17 protein-coding genes are annotated in these 15,894 nt (G+C 71.8%); 8 read left to right on the forward strand and 9 right to left on the reverse strand.

The window, feature by feature from the left end; all coding sequences use genetic code 11:
- Positions 1-132: 132 nt before the first annotated feature.
- Complete coding sequence (trmB, locus tag LNK82_RS43640) at positions 133-774, reverse strand: tRNA (guanosine(46)-N7)-methyltransferase TrmB (RefSeq protein ID WP_230572707.1); 642 nt, start codon at positions 772-774, stop codon at positions 133-135.
- 92 nt (positions 775-866) lie between these two features.
- Positions 867-1,448 carry a hypothetical protein gene (locus LNK82_RS43645; RefSeq protein ID WP_230572686.1) on the reverse strand — a complete coding sequence of 194 codons (582 nt, stop codon included), beginning with the start codon at positions 1,446-1,448 and terminating at the stop codon, positions 867-869.
- Positions 1,449-1,677: 229 nt separating this feature from the next.
- Between LNK82_RS43645 and LNK82_RS43650 the strand changes: the two genes are divergently transcribed.
- Positions 1,678-2,877 carry a S8 family serine peptidase gene (locus LNK82_RS43650; RefSeq protein ID WP_230572687.1) on the forward strand — a complete coding sequence of 400 codons (1,200 nt, stop codon included), beginning with the start codon at positions 1,678-1,680 and terminating at the stop codon, positions 2,875-2,877.
- A 44-nt stretch (positions 2,878-2,921) separates the two neighbouring features.
- Here the strand turns inward: LNK82_RS43650 and LNK82_RS43655 are convergent, their stop codons facing one another.
- The 3 genes from LNK82_RS43655 to LNK82_RS43665 form a co-directional block, all read right to left on the reverse strand.
- Complete coding sequence (locus tag LNK82_RS43655; RefSeq protein ID WP_230572688.1) at positions 2,922-3,830, reverse strand: ABC transporter ATP-binding protein; 909 nt, start codon at positions 3,828-3,830, stop codon at positions 2,922-2,924.
- Positions 3,831-3,972: 142 nt separating this feature from the next.
- Complete coding sequence (locus LNK82_RS43660; RefSeq protein ID WP_230572689.1) at positions 3,973-4,734, reverse strand: hypothetical protein; 762 nt, start codon at positions 4,732-4,734, stop codon at positions 3,973-3,975.
- Between the two features lie 6 nt (positions 4,735-4,740).
- Positions 4,741-5,661: an ABC transporter ATP-binding protein gene (locus LNK82_RS43665; protein ID WP_230572690.1), complete on the reverse strand. Its 921-nt coding sequence runs from the start codon at positions 5,659-5,661 to the stop codon at positions 4,741-4,743.
- 213 nt (positions 5,662-5,874) lie between these two features.
- On the opposite strand from LNK82_RS43665, the gene LNK82_RS43670 reads away from it, so the two are divergent.
- Entirely contained in the window at positions 5,875-6,309 is a 435-nt protein-coding gene (locus LNK82_RS43670) for a PPOX class F420-dependent oxidoreductase (RefSeq protein ID WP_230572691.1), read from the forward strand.
- A 102-nt stretch (positions 6,310-6,411) separates the two neighbouring features.
- On the opposite strand, the gene LNK82_RS43675 is transcribed toward LNK82_RS43670, so the two are convergent.
- On the reverse strand, positions 6,412-7,206 hold the full coding sequence (locus LNK82_RS43675) for an HAD family hydrolase (protein WP_230572692.1): 795 nt from the start codon (positions 7,204-7,206) through the stop codon (positions 6,412-6,414).
- A 50-nt stretch (positions 7,207-7,256) separates the two neighbouring features.
- Between LNK82_RS43675 and LNK82_RS43680 the strand changes: the two genes are divergently transcribed.
- Together LNK82_RS43680 and LNK82_RS43685 are read left to right on the forward strand one after the other, a co-directional pair.
- Complete coding sequence (locus tag LNK82_RS43680) at positions 7,257-7,829, forward strand: TetR/AcrR family transcriptional regulator (RefSeq protein WP_230572693.1); 573 nt, start codon at positions 7,257-7,259, stop codon at positions 7,827-7,829.
- Positions 7,829-8,740: an SDR family oxidoreductase gene (locus tag LNK82_RS43685; RefSeq protein ID WP_372470809.1), complete on the forward strand. Its 912-nt coding sequence runs from the start codon at positions 7,829-7,831 to the stop codon at positions 8,738-8,740. Before LNK82_RS43680 ends, LNK82_RS43685 begins: the two co-directional genes overlap by 1 nt.
- Positions 8,741-8,765: 25 nt before the next feature.
- Here the strand turns inward: LNK82_RS43685 and LNK82_RS43690 are convergent, their stop codons facing one another.
- From LNK82_RS43690 to LNK82_RS43700, 3 genes are all read right to left on the reverse strand, one after another.
- The gene (locus LNK82_RS43690; protein ID WP_053714464.1) at positions 8,766-9,422 is read right to left on the reverse strand and encodes a response regulator; all 657 of its coding nucleotides are present in this window, start codon (positions 9,420-9,422) and stop codon (positions 8,766-8,768) included.
- Between the two features lie 30 nt (positions 9,423-9,452).
- Entirely contained in the window at positions 9,453-10,616 is a 1,164-nt protein-coding gene (locus LNK82_RS43695) for a sensor histidine kinase (RefSeq protein WP_230572709.1), read from the reverse strand.
- Between the two features lie 111 nt (positions 10,617-10,727).
- On the reverse strand, positions 10,728-11,210 hold the full coding sequence (locus tag LNK82_RS43700) for a hypothetical protein (protein WP_230572694.1): 483 nt from the start codon (positions 11,208-11,210) through the stop codon (positions 10,728-10,730).
- 86 nt (positions 11,211-11,296) lie between these two features.
- Here LNK82_RS43700 and LNK82_RS43705 point away from each other — a divergent pair, with 86 nt between their 5' ends.
- The 4 genes from LNK82_RS43705 to LNK82_RS43720 form a co-directional block, all read left to right on the forward strand.
- Positions 11,297-12,814 carry a dynamin family protein gene (locus LNK82_RS43705; protein ID WP_230572695.1) on the forward strand — a complete coding sequence of 506 codons (1,518 nt, stop codon included), beginning with the start codon at positions 11,297-11,299 and terminating at the stop codon, positions 12,812-12,814.
- Entirely contained in the window at positions 12,811-13,203 is a 393-nt protein-coding gene (gene grpE / locus LNK82_RS43710; protein WP_230572696.1) for a nucleotide exchange factor GrpE, read from the forward strand. Before LNK82_RS43705 ends, grpE begins: the two co-directional genes overlap by 4 nt.
- The gene (locus tag LNK82_RS43715; RefSeq protein WP_230572697.1) at positions 13,200-15,017 is read left to right on the forward strand and encodes a dynamin family protein; all 1,818 of its coding nucleotides are present in this window, start codon (positions 13,200-13,202) and stop codon (positions 15,015-15,017) included. The genes grpE and LNK82_RS43715 overlap by 4 nt, the downstream gene beginning before the upstream one ends.
- Positions 15,018-15,275: 258 nt before the next feature.
- A partial coding sequence (locus LNK82_RS43720; protein WP_230572698.1) for a hypothetical protein occupies positions 15,276-15,894 on the forward strand: 619 nt, incomplete at its 3' end.

Below are 15,894 nucleotides of genomic sequence, written 5' to 3' on the forward strand. Positions count from 1 at the left end.
AGTTGCGGATCGGTGTCACACGTCACTGCCAGACGGGGCACATCGGGTGATCGACAAATCCCACCCGATCCGGTGACGAATCCACGCGCAGTCGTCGCATCGGTCGCCAGGGACCGCGACTTCATGCCACGGTCAGGTGAGTTCGATCCGCTCGAACATCAGGTCGTGGCTGATCCGCTCCTCCTCGACCGCGCGCTGCTCGAACTTCGTCACCGGCCGCCACTCCGGCCGCGGCGCCCACCCGTCGAACCGGTTGCGCAGCAGCGGCTCGGCCGAGCACACCCGGAGCATCTGCTCGGCGTACTCCTCCCAGTCCGTCGCCAGGTGCAGCGTGCCGCCGGGCCGCAGGCGCGACGCCACGAGCGCGACGAACTCCGGCTGCACGAGCCGGCGCTTGTGGTGCTTCTTCTTCGGCCACGGGTCGGGGAAGTAGATCCGCACCTCGGCGAGCGAGGCGGGCTCCACGTGCTCGGTGAGCAGGTCGACCGCGTCACCGCGCAGGACCCGCAGGTTGGTCACGTCGAGCGCCTCGGCGCGCAGCAGCAGCTGCGCCAGGCCGGGCTTGTAGACCTCGACGGCCACGTAGTTCACGTCGGGCGCGGCGGCGACCAGCTGCGACGTGGTCTCGCCCATCCCGGAACCGATCTCCAGCACGACGGGCGCCTCGCGCCCGAACCACTCGTCGAAGTGCACGGGACCGGCCGGGAGCGCCTTGACCTCGTGGCCCAAGCGCTCCCAGTGGCGGTCCCATGCGCGTTGCTGCCCCACGGTCATCCGTTCGCCGCGTTGGACGTAGCTGACGACGGATCGGTGGTGCGGCGGTCGCTGGCGGCTGGACGTCACGGGCGTACAGCCTAGGTGGTGCGCTAAGCGATGTTCTCCAGGTCCTCGATCTGCTCGCGCAGCTCGGCGGGGGTGAACTCGATGGGTTGGCGCTGACCGGGGCCCCGGTGCGCGGGGAGCAGGTCCACGAAACCGGGGTGCCGGTCGGTGAACTGCACGGTGGTCGGCTCCGCGGGGCCGTAGACGCCGCTCTCGGACGGCACGAACTCCCAGTAGCCGACCTCGCCCTCGGTCGCCCACGGGACGAACACCCAACCCGGTCGGCTGCCCAGCAACCGGGTCACCTCGTCCTCCAGGGCGAACGCCGCCGCGCGCGAGGCGATGCGGCCCCGGTCCAGGGCCCTGAGCCACCAAGGTGCGGGTGCGTCGGGGCCCACCGCGCGGAACATGGCGAGCACTTGCTGTTCGTCGGCCCGGTGGATCCAGGCCCGACGCGTCTGTGCGGGTGAGTCGGCGACACCGACCCCTCCCGCGGCTTCGATCGCGTGCGACCATTCCAACGCCAACATCGGTTCGACGCGAAGGGCGTGGTCGCGTTGCCGTGGCAGCTCCTTGGACCCGGTCGCCGAGTTCTCGGCGTTCAGGTTCGGATCGAGCACCGTCACGGGTTCACCTCCGGGGGGTTCCTTGACGGGGGGTATCCGAATTCGTGTGCGGGCAGGCGCCTGCCTCACGATTCGCGCTTTCCATCTGACCGGGTTCAGATCCGCTTGTCATGGGGCTGTGCCGGAGTTCACGACGTCTTAACGAACGGCTTACTCCGCTTGCCCGAATCGAGAACTGTGAAACATGATTGACTTGGAATATCTGTGATCCCGAACACAGGGGGAATTGGTGACGGGGAGAGCGGTGGCCGCCGCGGTCTTGATCGCGATGGTCGTGCCGGGCGTGGCGCGGGCGCAGACGATCGAGGAGCAGCAGTGGCACCTGGCCGCCTTGGGGGTGTCCGCCGCGCACGCCACCACGCGGGGTGACGGCGTGGTCGTCGCGGTGGTCGACTCGGGCGTGGACGACACCCGCCCGGACCTCGCGGGGGCGCTGCTGCCCGGCACCGGGTTCGGCTCGGCGAGCGGCACGGACGGCACCGAGGACAACGACGGCCACGGCACCGCGATGGCGACGCTGATCGCGGGCCGGGCGGTGGACGGCGGCGCGCTCGGCGTCGCGCCCGGCGCGATGATCATGCCGATCTCGGTCGGCGCGGACGGCGACAAGTTCACCACCGCGTCCGTCGCCGAGGGCGTGACCTGGGCCGTCGACCAGGGCGCCGACGTCATCAACCTGTCCCTGACCTCGCTCGCGACGCTCACCCCGGACCTGCTGCGCGCGGTCAACTACGCGTTCGACAACGATGCCGTGGTGGTCGCCGGCACCGGCAACGACGGCGACGAGCACGTGGGCGCGCCCGCCAACATCAAGGGCGTCATCGCGGTCTCCGGCACGATCGAGGGCAACGGGCCGTGGCCGGAGTCCAACACCGGCCCGGAGACCGTGCTGGCCGCGCCCGCGCAGCGCATCGTCACCGCCGTGCCGGTGTCGGTCGTCGACACCGGCTACGCCGAGGTGGACGGCACGAGCGCGGCGACGGCGCTGGTCTCGGGCGCGGCGGCGCTGGTGCGCGCCCGCTACCCCGACCTGGACGCGGGCAACGTGGTGAACCGGCTCATCGCCACCGCCACCGACCTGCTCGCGCCCGGCCGGGACAACGTGACCGGGTTCGGCCAGGTCAACCCGGTCGCCGCGCTGACCGCCGACGTGCCGCCGGTGCCGCGCAACCCCTTGGCGCCGCCGCCGCGCACGACCTCCGCCGAACCCGCTCCCCCGTCGGGCGAGGACGCCGCCGCGCCACCGTCCGAGGTGGACGGGGGCGGTCGGCTGCTGGTGGCGTTCGGCGGGCTGACCGCGGTCGGGGTCGTCGTGGCGGCGGTGAGCGTGCTGCTGGCCCGCCGCAGTCGGATCCGGCGCGCGCCGGCGCCGGTCGTCACCGAAATCCCGCCGCCGTCCGACGACTTCTGGCGCAACGACCGGTTCTGACCCCTGGGCGCGAATCGGTTTCCGGTACCCCGGTGGCGCACCGATCACTCGGTCGCGTGGTATTCCACAGATTCCTTCGTGAGTTGCATGAAGGCCTCTTCGAGCGAACCGAGTTGTGGGCTCAACTCGTGCAGCGTGATGCCGTTCGACGCGGCCAGCTCGCCGATGAACGCGGGCTCCACCCCGTGCACGACGAGCGCGCCGTCGGAGGCCGCGGCCTCGGCGACGCGGGCCCGTCCGTCGAGCAGCTCGCGCAGCCGGTCGAGCTGCGGCGAGCGGACGCGGACGGTGTCCTCGGTGGCGTCGGAGATGAACTGCTCGGTGCTCGTCTGCGAGATCAGCTTGCCGCGCCCGATCACGATCAGGTCCTGCGCGGTCTGCGCCATCTCCGACAGCAGGTGGCTCGACACGAACACGGTGCGGCCGTCGTCGGCGAGCCGGTGCATGAACTGGCGGATCCAGAGGATGCCCTCGGGGTCCAGGCCGTTGACCGGCTCGTCGAACATCAGCACCTCGGGATCGCCGAGCAGCGCGCCCGCGATGCCCAGGCGCTGGGACATGCCCAGCGAGAACCCGCCCGCCCGGCGCTTGGCGACCTGGGTGAGGCCGACCATGTCCAGCACCTCGTCCACGCGCCGGTCCGGGATCCGGTTCGACCGGGCCAGCCACTGCAGGTGGGCCCGCGCGGAGCGGTTGGGGTGCACCCACTTCGCGTCGAGCAGCGCGCCGACCACGCGCAGCGGCTCGTGCAGCGACCGGTAGTCCTGGCCCTTCACGGTGACCTTGCCGCGGGTGGGGTTGTCGAGGCCGAGGATCATGCGCATGGTGGTGGACTTGCCCGCGCCGTTCGGGCCGAGGAAACCGGTGACCCGGCCCGGCTGCACGGTGAACGACAGGTCGTCCACGGCCACGGTCTTGCCGTAGTGCTTGGTGAGGCCGGTCGCTTCGATCATGACATCTCCCGTCCGATCAAACGCTGGTGGCGAAACCCAAGGCAGAAGAGCACGGGCCACCCCCCGAAGGTGACCCGAGCTCCCCCTTTCCCCCGGCTGCCCGCGCGCCGGCCCCCGAATGCCTGCGGCGCGGGCCTCCCCGTTACGCGTCCCGCCGCTTCACCACGACGAGCGAGATGATGTAGATCGCCAGCGCGATGCCGGCGAAGTACGCGAACGAACCCCACGGGCTCAGCTCGCCGATGGCGGGCGGGCCGGCGCCGTCCGGGATCCCGCTGGCGTCCGGGTCGCCCAGGATGAACTTCTGGGCCACCAGGAACGGCATCCAGTTCTGGATGTCGTCACCGATGTTCGGGATGAGCCCGACCACGTTCTCGAGCACCAGCGCGAACACCAGGATGATCGACACGGCGCCCGCGGTCTGGCGCACCAGCGCGCCGATGCCCAGGGCGAGCAGCGCGCCCGCGCCGTAGATCAGGCCGACGCCGGCGACGTGGCGCCAGTCGTTGCCGGAGCTGATCGCGAGCTGCGAGTTGTCGGACGCGAGCACCCAGCTCAGGCCCCACGACCCGAACGAGGCGGCCAGGCCGACCAGGGCGGACAGCAGCACCACGACGACGGCCTTGGCGATCATCGGCGACGTGCGGTCCGGCGCCGCCTGGAACGTCGACTTGATGGTGCCGAAGCGGTACTCGGTGGTGACCGCCAGCGCGGCCATCACCATGATCACGTACAGCCCGAACGTGTGCGTGAACACCGCGCCGATCACCGGCATCGGGGCGTTGTCCCAGTTGGCGGCGATGATCGCGGTCAGGCCGAGGGTCAACCCGAGCGCCAGCAGCATGCACCACCAGGGCGAGCGGGTGGAGAAGAGCTTGATCCGTTCAACGGCGAGCAGAGTCATCGGTGGTCACTTCCCCGTCTCGGCGAGTTCGGCGTGGTACTCGACAGAATCGCCCGTGAGCTGCATGAACGCTTGTTCGAGCGAACCTCGTTGCGGGCTCAGCTCGTGCAGCACGACGCCGCTGCCCGCCGCGATGTCACCGATCTCGTCACTGACGGCACCCGACACGGTGAGCGAGCCGTCGGAGTCCTCACGCACGGTGAAGCCCTTGTCGATGAGCATCGCACCCAGCTTGTCCGCGTGCGGGCTGCGCACCCGGACGGTGTTCTCCGTCGACCGCTCGACGAACTCGGTGGTGCTGGACTGCGAGATGAGCTTGCCGCGCCCGATGACCACGAGGTCCTGCGCGGTCAGCGCCATCTCCGAGAGCAGGTGGCTCGACACCAGCACGGTGCGGCCCTCGGCGGCCAGGCTCTGCATGAACTGGCGGATCCAGAGGATGCCCTCCGGGTCCAGGCCGTTGACCGGCTCGTCGAACAGCAGCACCTTCGGGTCGCCGAGCAGGGCGCCGGCGATGCCGAGGCGCTGGGACATGCCGAGGGAGAACCCGCCGGCGCGGCGCTTGGCGACCTTGGTCAGGCCGACCATGTCCAGCACCTCGTCGACGCGGCGGTCGGGCAGGCCGTTGGACTTCGCCAGCCACTGCAGGTGGGCCCGCGCGGAGCGGTTGGGGTGCACCCACTTGGCGTCGAGCAGCGCGCCGACGGTCCGCAACGGGCGGTCGAGCTGCGCGTACGGCTTGCGGTCGATCAGCACCTTGCCCGCGCTCGGCCGGTCGAGGCCGAGGATCATGCGCATGGTGGTGGACTTGCCCGCGCCGTTCGGACCGAGGAACCCGGTGACCCTGCCGGGCTCGACGGTGAACGACAGGTCGTCCACCGCCACCGTCTTCCCGTAGCGCTTGGTGAGGCCGATAGCCTCGATCATGACTTCTCCCCTGGACGACACATCCCCCGGACTGGGCTGAACCTTGCCCGGTCCACCGGGTCGAGCACATCGGTCTGTAGTTGACTCGTCTGTGCGACTTCAGTCTTATCGTGGTAGCTACCTCGGTCGTAGTAATCCGTGTTCACCCTGAGTTGTCCCCTAGGCGTTCACCGCCTCGTTCTCAGGGATGGGATGCCTCTACGGTGTGCGGTCATGGCTCACACCGACGCACCCGAGGGCTGGTGGCGCGAGTTCGTGTCGGCCGCGCCCGCCCGGACCGGCAAGCTCGCGATCGTCCGCGCGGACGGGTCGCCGCACGTCACGCCCGTCTGGGTGGACCTCGACGCCGGCACCCTCGTGTTCACCACCAACCTGGAGTCGATCAAGGGCAGGGCGATCCGGCGCGACGGCCGGGTCTCGGTCTGCCTGGACGACGAACGGCCGCCGTTCGCCTTCGTCACCGTGTCCGGCCGCGCCGAGGTCGAGGACGACCCCGAGCAGGTGCGCTACTGGGCGGGCCGCATCGGCGCCCGGTACATGGGCGCGGGCCGGGCGAACGAGTTCGCCGAGCTGAACGGCGGGCCGGGCGAGGTGGTCGTCCGCGTCCGCGACGCCGCCATCGTCGCCAAATCGGGCATAACCGACTAATCGCGCGTGTCGTACCTCCAGGTCCCGCGTGTCCTACGTTCAGGACCCCCGAGTTCAACGCTCAGGACGGCTGGACCAGGCCGTGCCGGTACGCCACCACCACTAGGCGGCGAAGTACCGGTCCAGCACGGCCGCCGCGCCGTCGTCGAGGATCGTGCCGGTGACCGCGTCCGCGACCTCCCGGACGGCGACCGGCGCCTGCCCCATCGCGACGCCGTGCGCGGCCCACCGCAGCATCTCCACGTCGTTGGAGCCGTCGCCGATGGCCAGCGTGTCCTCCTCGGGCACGCCGAGCTTGGCCCGCAGGTCCTCCAGCGCCGCGCCCTTGGTCACGCCGGGCGGCGACAGCGTCAGCCACGGCTCGTTGTGGTCGCACGACGCCGTCACGCCGGGCAGGTCGACGTCGAGCATCCGCAGCGCCAGCTCCTCCGGCGTGCGGCCGACCCAGCGCATGACCAGCCGGGACGTCGCCGTGGCCACCAGCTCCCCGTACGACACCTCGCGCACCTCGCCCCACAGGTCGCCGTCCGGGAACCGGCCGAACGAGAGGTTCCCCACCCCGGTCAGCTCGACCGCGAACACCGAGTCGGGCAGCAGGGCGCGCAGGCGCTCGACCGACGGCCCGGGGTCGAACTCGACCTTCCGGATCACCTCGCGGGTCGTCGTGTCCCACCAGACCGCGCCGTTGGAGCAGATCGCCGTGGTGTCCCTGAGGCCGAGGTCGTCGATGATCGGCCGGGTGCCGACCAGGCTGCGGCCGGTGGACAGGACGACGTGCGCGCCGTGGTCCACGGCCCGGCCGATGGCCGCGCGCACGGCCGGTGCGACGTCCTCGCGGCCCACGGGGGTGATCGTGCCGTCGATGTCCAGGGCGATGAGGCGTGGTCTCCAGGTCACTGGTGTCACCCTACTGGGCGACGGTTACTGAACCGTGGTTCAATAATGCCGTGGCACGACCGAAGACGATCACGGACGAACGGCTGCTGGCCGCCGCGGCGGAGGTGATCGGCCGCAAGGGGCCGGGGTTCACCATCGCCGACGTGGCCGAGCGGGCGGGCGTCTCGGTGGGCACGGTGGCCGGCCGGTTCGGCTCGAAGAGCGGCCTGCTCCAGGCCCTGACCAGGCAGACCATGGACGGGAACGTGCGGCGGATGCACGCCGCGGCGGCCTCGGCGCAGGACCCGGCCGACGGGTTGCGGGCGGCGTTGCTGACCTGGTTCGAGGGCATGGTGGACCCGGCCGAGGCCCAGAACCACCTGGCCCAGCTCGGTGTCGACCTGATCGACCCGGAGCTGCGGGCGCTGCTCGCCGAGCTGTACGCGGCGACCGAGCGGACCGTGGTGGAACTCACCCGACGGGTGGATCTTCCGCACGGCCCGTCACCGGAACGCGCGGCCAGGGTGCTCACGGGGTTGCTCTACGGCGTGTCGATGGACTGGTCCGTCCGGCCGCGCGGCGAGCTGGCCGACCGGCTGGCACAAGACGTGGACGCGGTGCTGGACGCGTGGAAGGGGAGATGATGTCGGCGTTGGAGGGCAAGGTCGCGGCGGTCACGGGGGCGACGCGGGGCGCGGGGCGCGCCATCGCGGTCGAGCTGGGGGCGGCCGGTGCGACGGTGTTCGTCGGCGGGCGGTCGACGCGCGGGCACAAGTCGCCGATCGGCCGGGACGAGACGATCGAGGAGACGGCGGAGCTCGTCACGGCGGCGGGCGGCCGGGGCATCCCGGTGCGGTGCGACTTCACCGTGCCGGCGGACGTGGACGCGTTCCGCGCCCGCGTCGAGTCCGAAGTGGACGGACAGTTGGACGTCCTGGTCGACGACGTCTGGGGCGGCGAGGCGGACACCGAGTTCAAGGTGTTCTGGGAGCAGGACCTCGACCGCCAGCTGCGGATGTGGCGCAACAGCATGGAAGCGCACTTCGTCACCCTGCACCGCCTGCTGCCGCTGCTGGTCCGCAAGCCCGGCGGGTTGCTGGTCGAGGTGACCGACGGCGACAGCGACGACTTCTACAGCGAGTCGCTCGCGTACGACTCGGTGAAGGTCGCGATCCGGCGGATCGGCACGGTGATGGCGAAGGAGCTGGCGGCGTTCGGCGGCACGTCGGTCGCCGTCACGCCGGGTTTCCTGCGGTCGGAGCAGATGCTGGAGCACTTCGGCGTGACCGAGGAGAACTGGCGCGACGCGATCGCCAAGGAGCCGCACTACGCGATGTCGGAGACGCCGCGCTACGTGGGCCGCGGCGTGGCGGCGCTGGCCGCCGACCCGGACCGCCACCGGTTCACCGGCAAGGCGCTCGCCTCGTGGACCCTCATGCGGGAGTACGGGTTCACCGACCTGGACGGCTCGCAGCCGGACTGGGGCCGCTGGTACGAGGAGGTCTTCAAGGCGGGCGTCGACCCGACGACCGCGGACGTGTCGAAGTACCGGTGACCGGCACGGGACGCGTCCGGCCCGGTCAGACGTCGCCGGGTCGGACGAGTCCCGTCTCGTAGGCCAGCACCACGGCCTGCACGCGGTCGCGCAGTTCGAGCTTCGCCAGGATCCGCCCGACGTGCGTCTTCACCGTGGCCTCGGACAGGAACAGCTTCCGCGCGATCTCGGTGTTCGACAGCCCCTTGGCGATCAGCACGAGCACCTCGCGCTCCCGCTCGGTCAGCGCCTCCAGCACCGCCGCGTCGCGCAGCTCGCCGCCGCCCTCGCCGAGGAACCGGCTCAGCAGCCGCTTGGTCACCGAAGGCGACACCACCGCGTCGCCGCTGGCCACCGCGCGCAACGCCGACACCAGGTCGCCCGGCGGCGTGTCCTTGAGCAGGAACCCGGACGCGCCGTTGCGCAACGCCGACAACGCGTACTCGTCCAGGTCGAACGTGGTCATCACGAGCACCTTCGCGGTGCCCGCCTCGGCGATCCGCTTGGTCGCCTCGACCCCGTCGAGCACGGGCATGCGCACGTCCATCAGCACCACGTCCGGCCGCAGCCGTTCGGCCAGCTGCACGGCGTCGAGCCCGTTGGCCGCCTCACCGACCACGTCGACGTCCTCTTGCGCGCCGAGCACCATCCGGAAGCCCATGCGCATGAGCTCCTGGTCGTCCACGAGCAGTACCCGGATCACGAAATCACCTTTCCCAGCCAGACCGGCACCCTACGACGGCGCCCACGGCAGCACGGCCCGGACCCGCCACCCGCCGCCGGGGTTGGGGCCCGCCTCCAGCGTGCCGCCGAGCACGCCGGCGCGCTCGCGCATGCCGATCAGGCCGTTGCCGCCGGACACCGCGACCAGGTCGTGCGGCGTGCCGAACCCGTCGTCGGCCACCTCCACCTCCACCCGGTCTCCCGCCTGGGTGACGCGGACGACCGCCGAGGCGCCCGCGCCCGCGTGCTTCAACGTGTTCGTCAACGCCTCCTGGACGATCCGGTAGACACCGAGCCCGAGGCCCGCGGGCAGCGCGGAGAGGTCGCCGAGCGTCTCCAGCCGGACGGGCAGCCCGGCGGCCCGGCAGTTCTCGGCCAGCTCGTGCAGGTCGCCCGCGTCGGGCTGGGGCACCCACTGCGTGCCGGACTGGTCCTCCGACCGCAGCACGCCCAGCAGCCGCCGCAGCTCGGTCAACGCCTGCCGCCCGGTGTCGGCGATGGTCCGCACGGCCGCCTCGGCCAGGTCCGGGTTGCTCCTGATCGCGTAGCTCGCGCCGTCGGCCTGCACCACCATCACGCTCACCGCGTGCGCGACCACGTCGTGCAGCTCGCGCGCGATCCGGGACCGCTCCTCGCCGACCGCGATCCGCGCCTGCTGGTCGCGCTCGGTCTCCAGCAGCTTGAGCCGCTGCTCCAGCTCCCGGTTGTAGGCGCGGCGGGCGCCGACGAACTCCCCCATCGCCCAGCTGAACCCGAACACCACCGCGATCACGAACACCATGAACGCGGCCTCGACGCCCGCGCCCATGGGCCACAGCGCCCACACGAACGTGCCGATCGCCAGCCAGATCGCGTACAGCAGGCCCTGCCGCCTGCCGACGTAGGCGACGATCGTGTACAGCGCGATCGCCAGCGAGAAGTCCGCGAACCGGATCGGCAGCCCGGTCTGGAGGTCGCCGTGGGTGAGCAGCTGGATCGCCCCGCCGAACAGGATCACGTAGGACGAGCCGAGCGGGTGCTTGCGGCGGAACACGACCGGCACGATCATCATCGCGCCCACGAACAGCAGCGTGGAGACCCTCACCGCCGACTGGTTGGCCGCCAGCACGCCCAGCTCGAACACGAGCAGCACCCCGGCCATCAGGGAATCCCCGAAGACCGGGTGCGCTCGCATCCACAGGCTCAGCCGCCGCACGTGACCAGGTTAGGTAGGGGTCGCGACGCCGCGCGTCGCGCCACGGGTTGACCCCCGCCTAGTCCTCCAGGCGGATGAAACCCCGGGGTCCTACCTGGTGGTCTTGATCTGCCTGGGGTCGACCTCGACCTCGGCCTCGACCCGCGGCGCGGGCGCGCCGTGCACGGGCTCGACCCGCGTCTGCGGCGGCACGGACCGCTGCTGCTCGTACTGGCGGTGCTCCTCGGACATCTCGTCGGCCAGCTGCTGCTGGAGCTGCCGGTCGCGGATGCGGCCGAGGATCATCATCGTCAATGCGTGCACCAGCGCCAGGACCAGGAGCATGACGCCGAGCTTCACCACGACGTCCTTGACCGGGTCGCCGGTGTTGACCGAGATGATCGACACGATGGCGAGCAGCCCGAGCACCACGAGGTGGAACAGCACGGTCGCCAGCCGGGTCATCGACCTGGCCGCTTCCGGGTCGCCGTACGCCCGGCTCATGTAGCCCTTGCCGCTGCGGTAGATGAGTTGGCCGTCGATCATCACCAGCACCACCCCGAGCAGCAGGAACACCGCATATCCCTGTTCCATGGGTGACCTCCCTCGTCGGTCGCGGAAATACCCCGGTCGCCGCGTTCGCAAACCGCGCGCCACCCGCACGTGGCACGATCTCCGGCGTGACGACGCAGGCCAAGCAGCTCGCCGGTCCGCTCTCGGCGGCGGTCGCGAACCTCTGCGCCGGCCTGCGCCCCCAGGTCTCGCCCGCGACCGCGGCGGGGTTGGGCGAGGTGCTGCGGCGGCTGTCCGCGCCGTTGCAGGTGGCCGTCGCCGGCCGGATCAAGTCCGGCAAGTCGACCTTGGTCAACGCGTTGATCGGGCGCCGCGTCGCCCCGACGGACGTCGGCGAGTGCACCCGGCTGGTGACCCGCTTCCAGTACGGCACGGTGGACCGGATCGAGGTGGTGTTCGCCGACGGGCGCAAGCAGGTGCTGCCGTTCGAGGCGAACGGCTCGATCCCGCCCGACCTGGGCGTCGACGTCGACCGGGTGTCGCACATCGAGGCCTACCTCACCAACGCGGTGCTGCGGGACCTGACCGTGATCGACACACCCGGCCTGGGCTCGCTCGACGCGGCGTCCGTGGCGCGCACCGAGGCGTTGCTCGGCGGTGAGCTCGACCCGGTGTCGCGCAGCGCGGTGGCCGGCGCGGAGGCGGTGTTGTACGTGGTCACGCAGGGCGTGCGCGCGGACGACCAGCAGGCGCTCGCCGCGTTCACCGCCGCGACCGCGAGCCGCGAGGCGGGACCGGTCAACGCGATCGCGGTGCTGAACAAGGCCGACACGATCGCCGCCGAGACCGTGGAGGGCTCCAACGGCGACACGTGGCAGGCGGCCGTGCTGCTCGCCGAACGGCAGGCGCTCACCCTCAAGCCGCGGGTCGCGGACGTGCTGCCGGTGATCGGCCTGGTCGCCGAGTCCACCGAGACCGGCGGCTTCACCTCGGCCGACGCGGACGCGCTGCGCCGGCTGGCCGACCTGGACGACGCGACCCGCGAGACCATGCTGATCTCCGCCGACCTGTTCGTGAGCTGGGAGTGCGACGTGCCGGTCGGCACCCGCACCCGGCTGCTGGAGAAGCTCGACCTCTACGGTGTCGGCAAAGCGCTCGAAGCGATCGACGCGGAGCCGGGCATCACCGCGGGCGCGCTGCGCCGCAAGCTGCTCGACGCCTCGGGGCTGGACGGCGTGCGGGCCAAGCTGAACGCGGTGTTCCGGTCCCGTGCCGACGGCATCAAGGCCGCCGCCGCGCTGGCGTCGGTGACCTCGCTGGCCGCCGCCTCCGGCGACCCGAACGAGCGGCAGCGCGTGCACGACGCGATCGAGGTGCTGCTGGCCAAGCCCGAGGCGCACCAGCTGCGGCTGCTGGAGGCGTTGACGCTGGTCGCGTCCGGCGCCGTGGCCATGCCGAACGACCTGGTGGAAGAGGTGCTGCGGTTCGGCAGCTCGCCGGACCTCGCCGAGCAGCTCGGCCTGCGCGGCAGACCGCCGCAGGAGCTCGTCGCCTACGCCCTGGAACGGGCGGGCTGGTGGCGTTCGTTCGCGTCGTTCGGCGCCACGCCCGCGCAGAGCCGGGTGGCGCACGTGGTGCACCGGGCGTACTTCCTGATCTGGCAACAACTGCGGGGACGGCGATGAGCGGAACGGAACAGGGCGGCACGGCGTCCGACCACGCTGTGGAGACGCACGCGGGAGCGGCAACGCTGGAGACGACCATCGCCGACGAGCTGCTGGACCAGGCGTTGGCCGAACGGCGTGCCCTGGTGCAGCTGTGCCTCTACGCGCTGGACCGCGCCCGCAGCGCCGGGGTGGTGGAACGGCTCGAAGAGGGCCTGGCGGCGATCGGCGTGACCCCGTTGCGGCCCGACGGCGAGCGGTTCGACCCGTCGCGGCACGAGGCGGGTGGCACCGTGCCGACGAACGACGCGTCGCTGGACGGCGTGGTGGCCGAGACCGAGGTGGTCGGCTTCGCCGACCGGGGCCGGACGCTGCGCGCGCCCGTCGTCACCGTCTACACCGCGCGATGAGCGGCCTGCCGCAGGCGGTCCGGCAGACCAGGGAGAAATTGACCACCCTGGTCCGCGCGCTCGACCCGTCGGCCGCGTCGTTCGTGGAGACCCGGCGGGCGGGGCCTGCGTCGGTCGTGGTCGTCGGCGAGACGAACCGGGGCAAGAGCTCGCTGGTCAACGCCCTGCTGGCGACGCCGAACCTGTCACCGGTGGACGCCGAGGTGGCCACCGCGACCTACCTGGTGTTCCGGCACGGCCAGGAGTGGTCGGCCCGCGCCTGCTACGCCGGGTCGATGTCGCCGGTGCCGTTCGAGCGGTCCGAGATCGTGAACTGGGTGTCGGCGGCGCACGAGCTGCCGGAGGGCATGCTGCCGCCGCGCTACGTCGAGGTCGAGGCGCCGATCCCGCTGCTGGAACGCCTCTCCGTGGTGGACACGCCGGGTGTCGGCGGGCTCGACTCGGTGCACGGCGAGCTGGCCGCCGAAGCCGCCGCGACCGCGACCGCGCTGCTGTTCGTGGTCGACGCCTCGGCCCCGTTCACCCGCGGTGAGCTGGACTTCCTCCGCGCGGTCGGCGAACGCGTCGAGACCGTGGTGTTCGCGTTGACCAAGGTCGACCAGTACCGGGGCTGGAGGCAGGTGCTGGAGGCCGACCAGGCGCTGCTGGCCGAGCACGCGCCGAGGTTCCGCGGCGCGGTGTTCCACCCGGTGTCGTCGCGGGTGTTCGAGCTGGCGGCCAAGGCCCCGAACCCCGACGCGGCGGCGATGCTGCGCGACCGGTCCGGGATCGGCGCGTTGCAGGAGGCGTTGCAGGAGCTGGTGGTCGGGCGGGCGGCGATGCTCGGCGAGGCCAACGGGCTGCGCGCGCTGGCCACCGTGCTGGACGAGCTGATCGCGCGCAACGAGGCGGACAAGCGGGCGCTGTCGTCGGGCGAGGAGGAGGCGGAGACGCTGCGCGGGCGGCGCGACGAGCTGAACTCGCAACGCCGTTCGTCGACGCGCAGCTGGCAGGTGCGGCTGCGCGGCGAGGTGCAGCGGGCCCGGGTGGAGGGCGCGCACGAGGTCAGCCGCCAGATGCGGGACGTGCAGACGTGGTTCCGCACGGCCATCGACTCGGCCGATCGCGAGCGGCTGGCGGCGTTGCCGCAGGAGGTCGACACGGCGTTGCAGGTGGTGTCGGGGCGGATCAGCGCCGGGCTGGCGGTGCGGCTGTCCCGGGTCGCCGACTCGGCGTTGGCCGACCTGTTCTCGCCCGAGGAGCTGGCCGTGATCCGGGGCCAGTTCGCGCGCGGCGTGACGCCGCCGGTCGTGCTGCGGCCACCGGAGAAGCGCGCGCCGACCGCCGAGGACAAGCTGCTGGTGTTCATGGGCGTGTCCGGCGGGTTGGGCGCGGGCCGGCTGGCCGCGTTGCCGCTGGCCGGGCTCGGGGTGGCGGCGCTGAACCCGATCGTGCTGCCGGTGACCATCGCGCTGGGGCTCGGCGCGGGCTGGTGGATGGCGCGGACGAGGAAGCACTCGGCCGACAAGCAGCACCTCAAGCAGTGGCTGTCGGACGCCATCGCGGACGCCCGGTCCACTGTGGACCAGCTGGTGGCCGAGCAGCTGATCGAGGCCGAGCAGCAGCTGTCGCTGGCGTTGGACGACGCGCTGGGCAAGCGGGTCGACGCGATCGAGGCGGAACTGCGCGAGGTCGACAAGGCGCTGCGCATGGAGGCGGGTGAACGCACCAAGGCGCTCCAGTCCGTCACGCGCCGGCTCGCCGAGCTCACCTCGGGCCGGGCGAAGGTGGACGAGCTGCTGGCCCGCATCAGGGCGGTGCGCGATCGGAATTGACCGAATGGCGAACCATGACTAACGAGCCATTTCAACAATGGATATGGCGGGTCGCCTGAACAGTCTAAGATCGACATCATCCGTGCTGGTGAACGGCTTGTTGTGGGTGCAATTTAACGTGGTGTTGCGCAGTTCTCGCGGTTCGCGGCGAATCACGTGGCGGTCCACTTAACTGGCGTTTGACCATTACGAAACGCCTGTTCACGCAGGACTGATTCGCTCATTCCGGGTTATTACCGGACTCGGGGGCGGATCGAGATGAAGTTCAACAGGGACCAGGTGGTCGCGGCGAGCCTGGTCGGCACGGTGGTCGTGGTCCTGGGTTTCGCCTCGGGGCTCGGCCGCGCGCCGACCGTGGCGGCGGACCGGCCGTCGACCGCGCACCCGCCGTCGGACCACGTGACCGGCACGACCGACCCGGCGCCCGCCGTCCACGTCGGACAACCGCAGCGGAACCAGGGCACCGCCGTGCCGCATCCCGATCCGGTCCACCCCCGGCCGAGCCACCCGGACCCGAGCCACCCGGAACCGGCCCACCCCGGCGACGACCCCCACCCGACCACGCCGCCCACCACGACGACGCCGCCGACCGCACCGCCGACCCGGCCGCCGTGCGACGTGGACGCGATCGGCGCCCTGCTGGCCGGGCTCGGCGCGCTGGTCGACGGCCTGCCGCTGGTCCCCGACCTGACCGGCGCCCTGCCACCGCTCGCCGACGGCGTTGCGCTCGACGCCGTGACCGGCGTCCTCTGGCCGATCCACGGCCTGCTCGGGGGCGCCCCGCCGACGCCGCTCACCGGCCCGCTCGCCGGTGTTCTCCCCACCGGCGCGCCGGGCGGCCTCCCGCCCCGCGCGGGCCGGGGCGGCGGCGGCGGCC

The organism is Saccharothrix luteola, from assembly GCF_020859565.1.
Lineage (GTDB): Bacteria > Actinomycetota > Actinomycetes > Mycobacteriales > Pseudonocardiaceae > Actinosynnema > Actinosynnema luteola.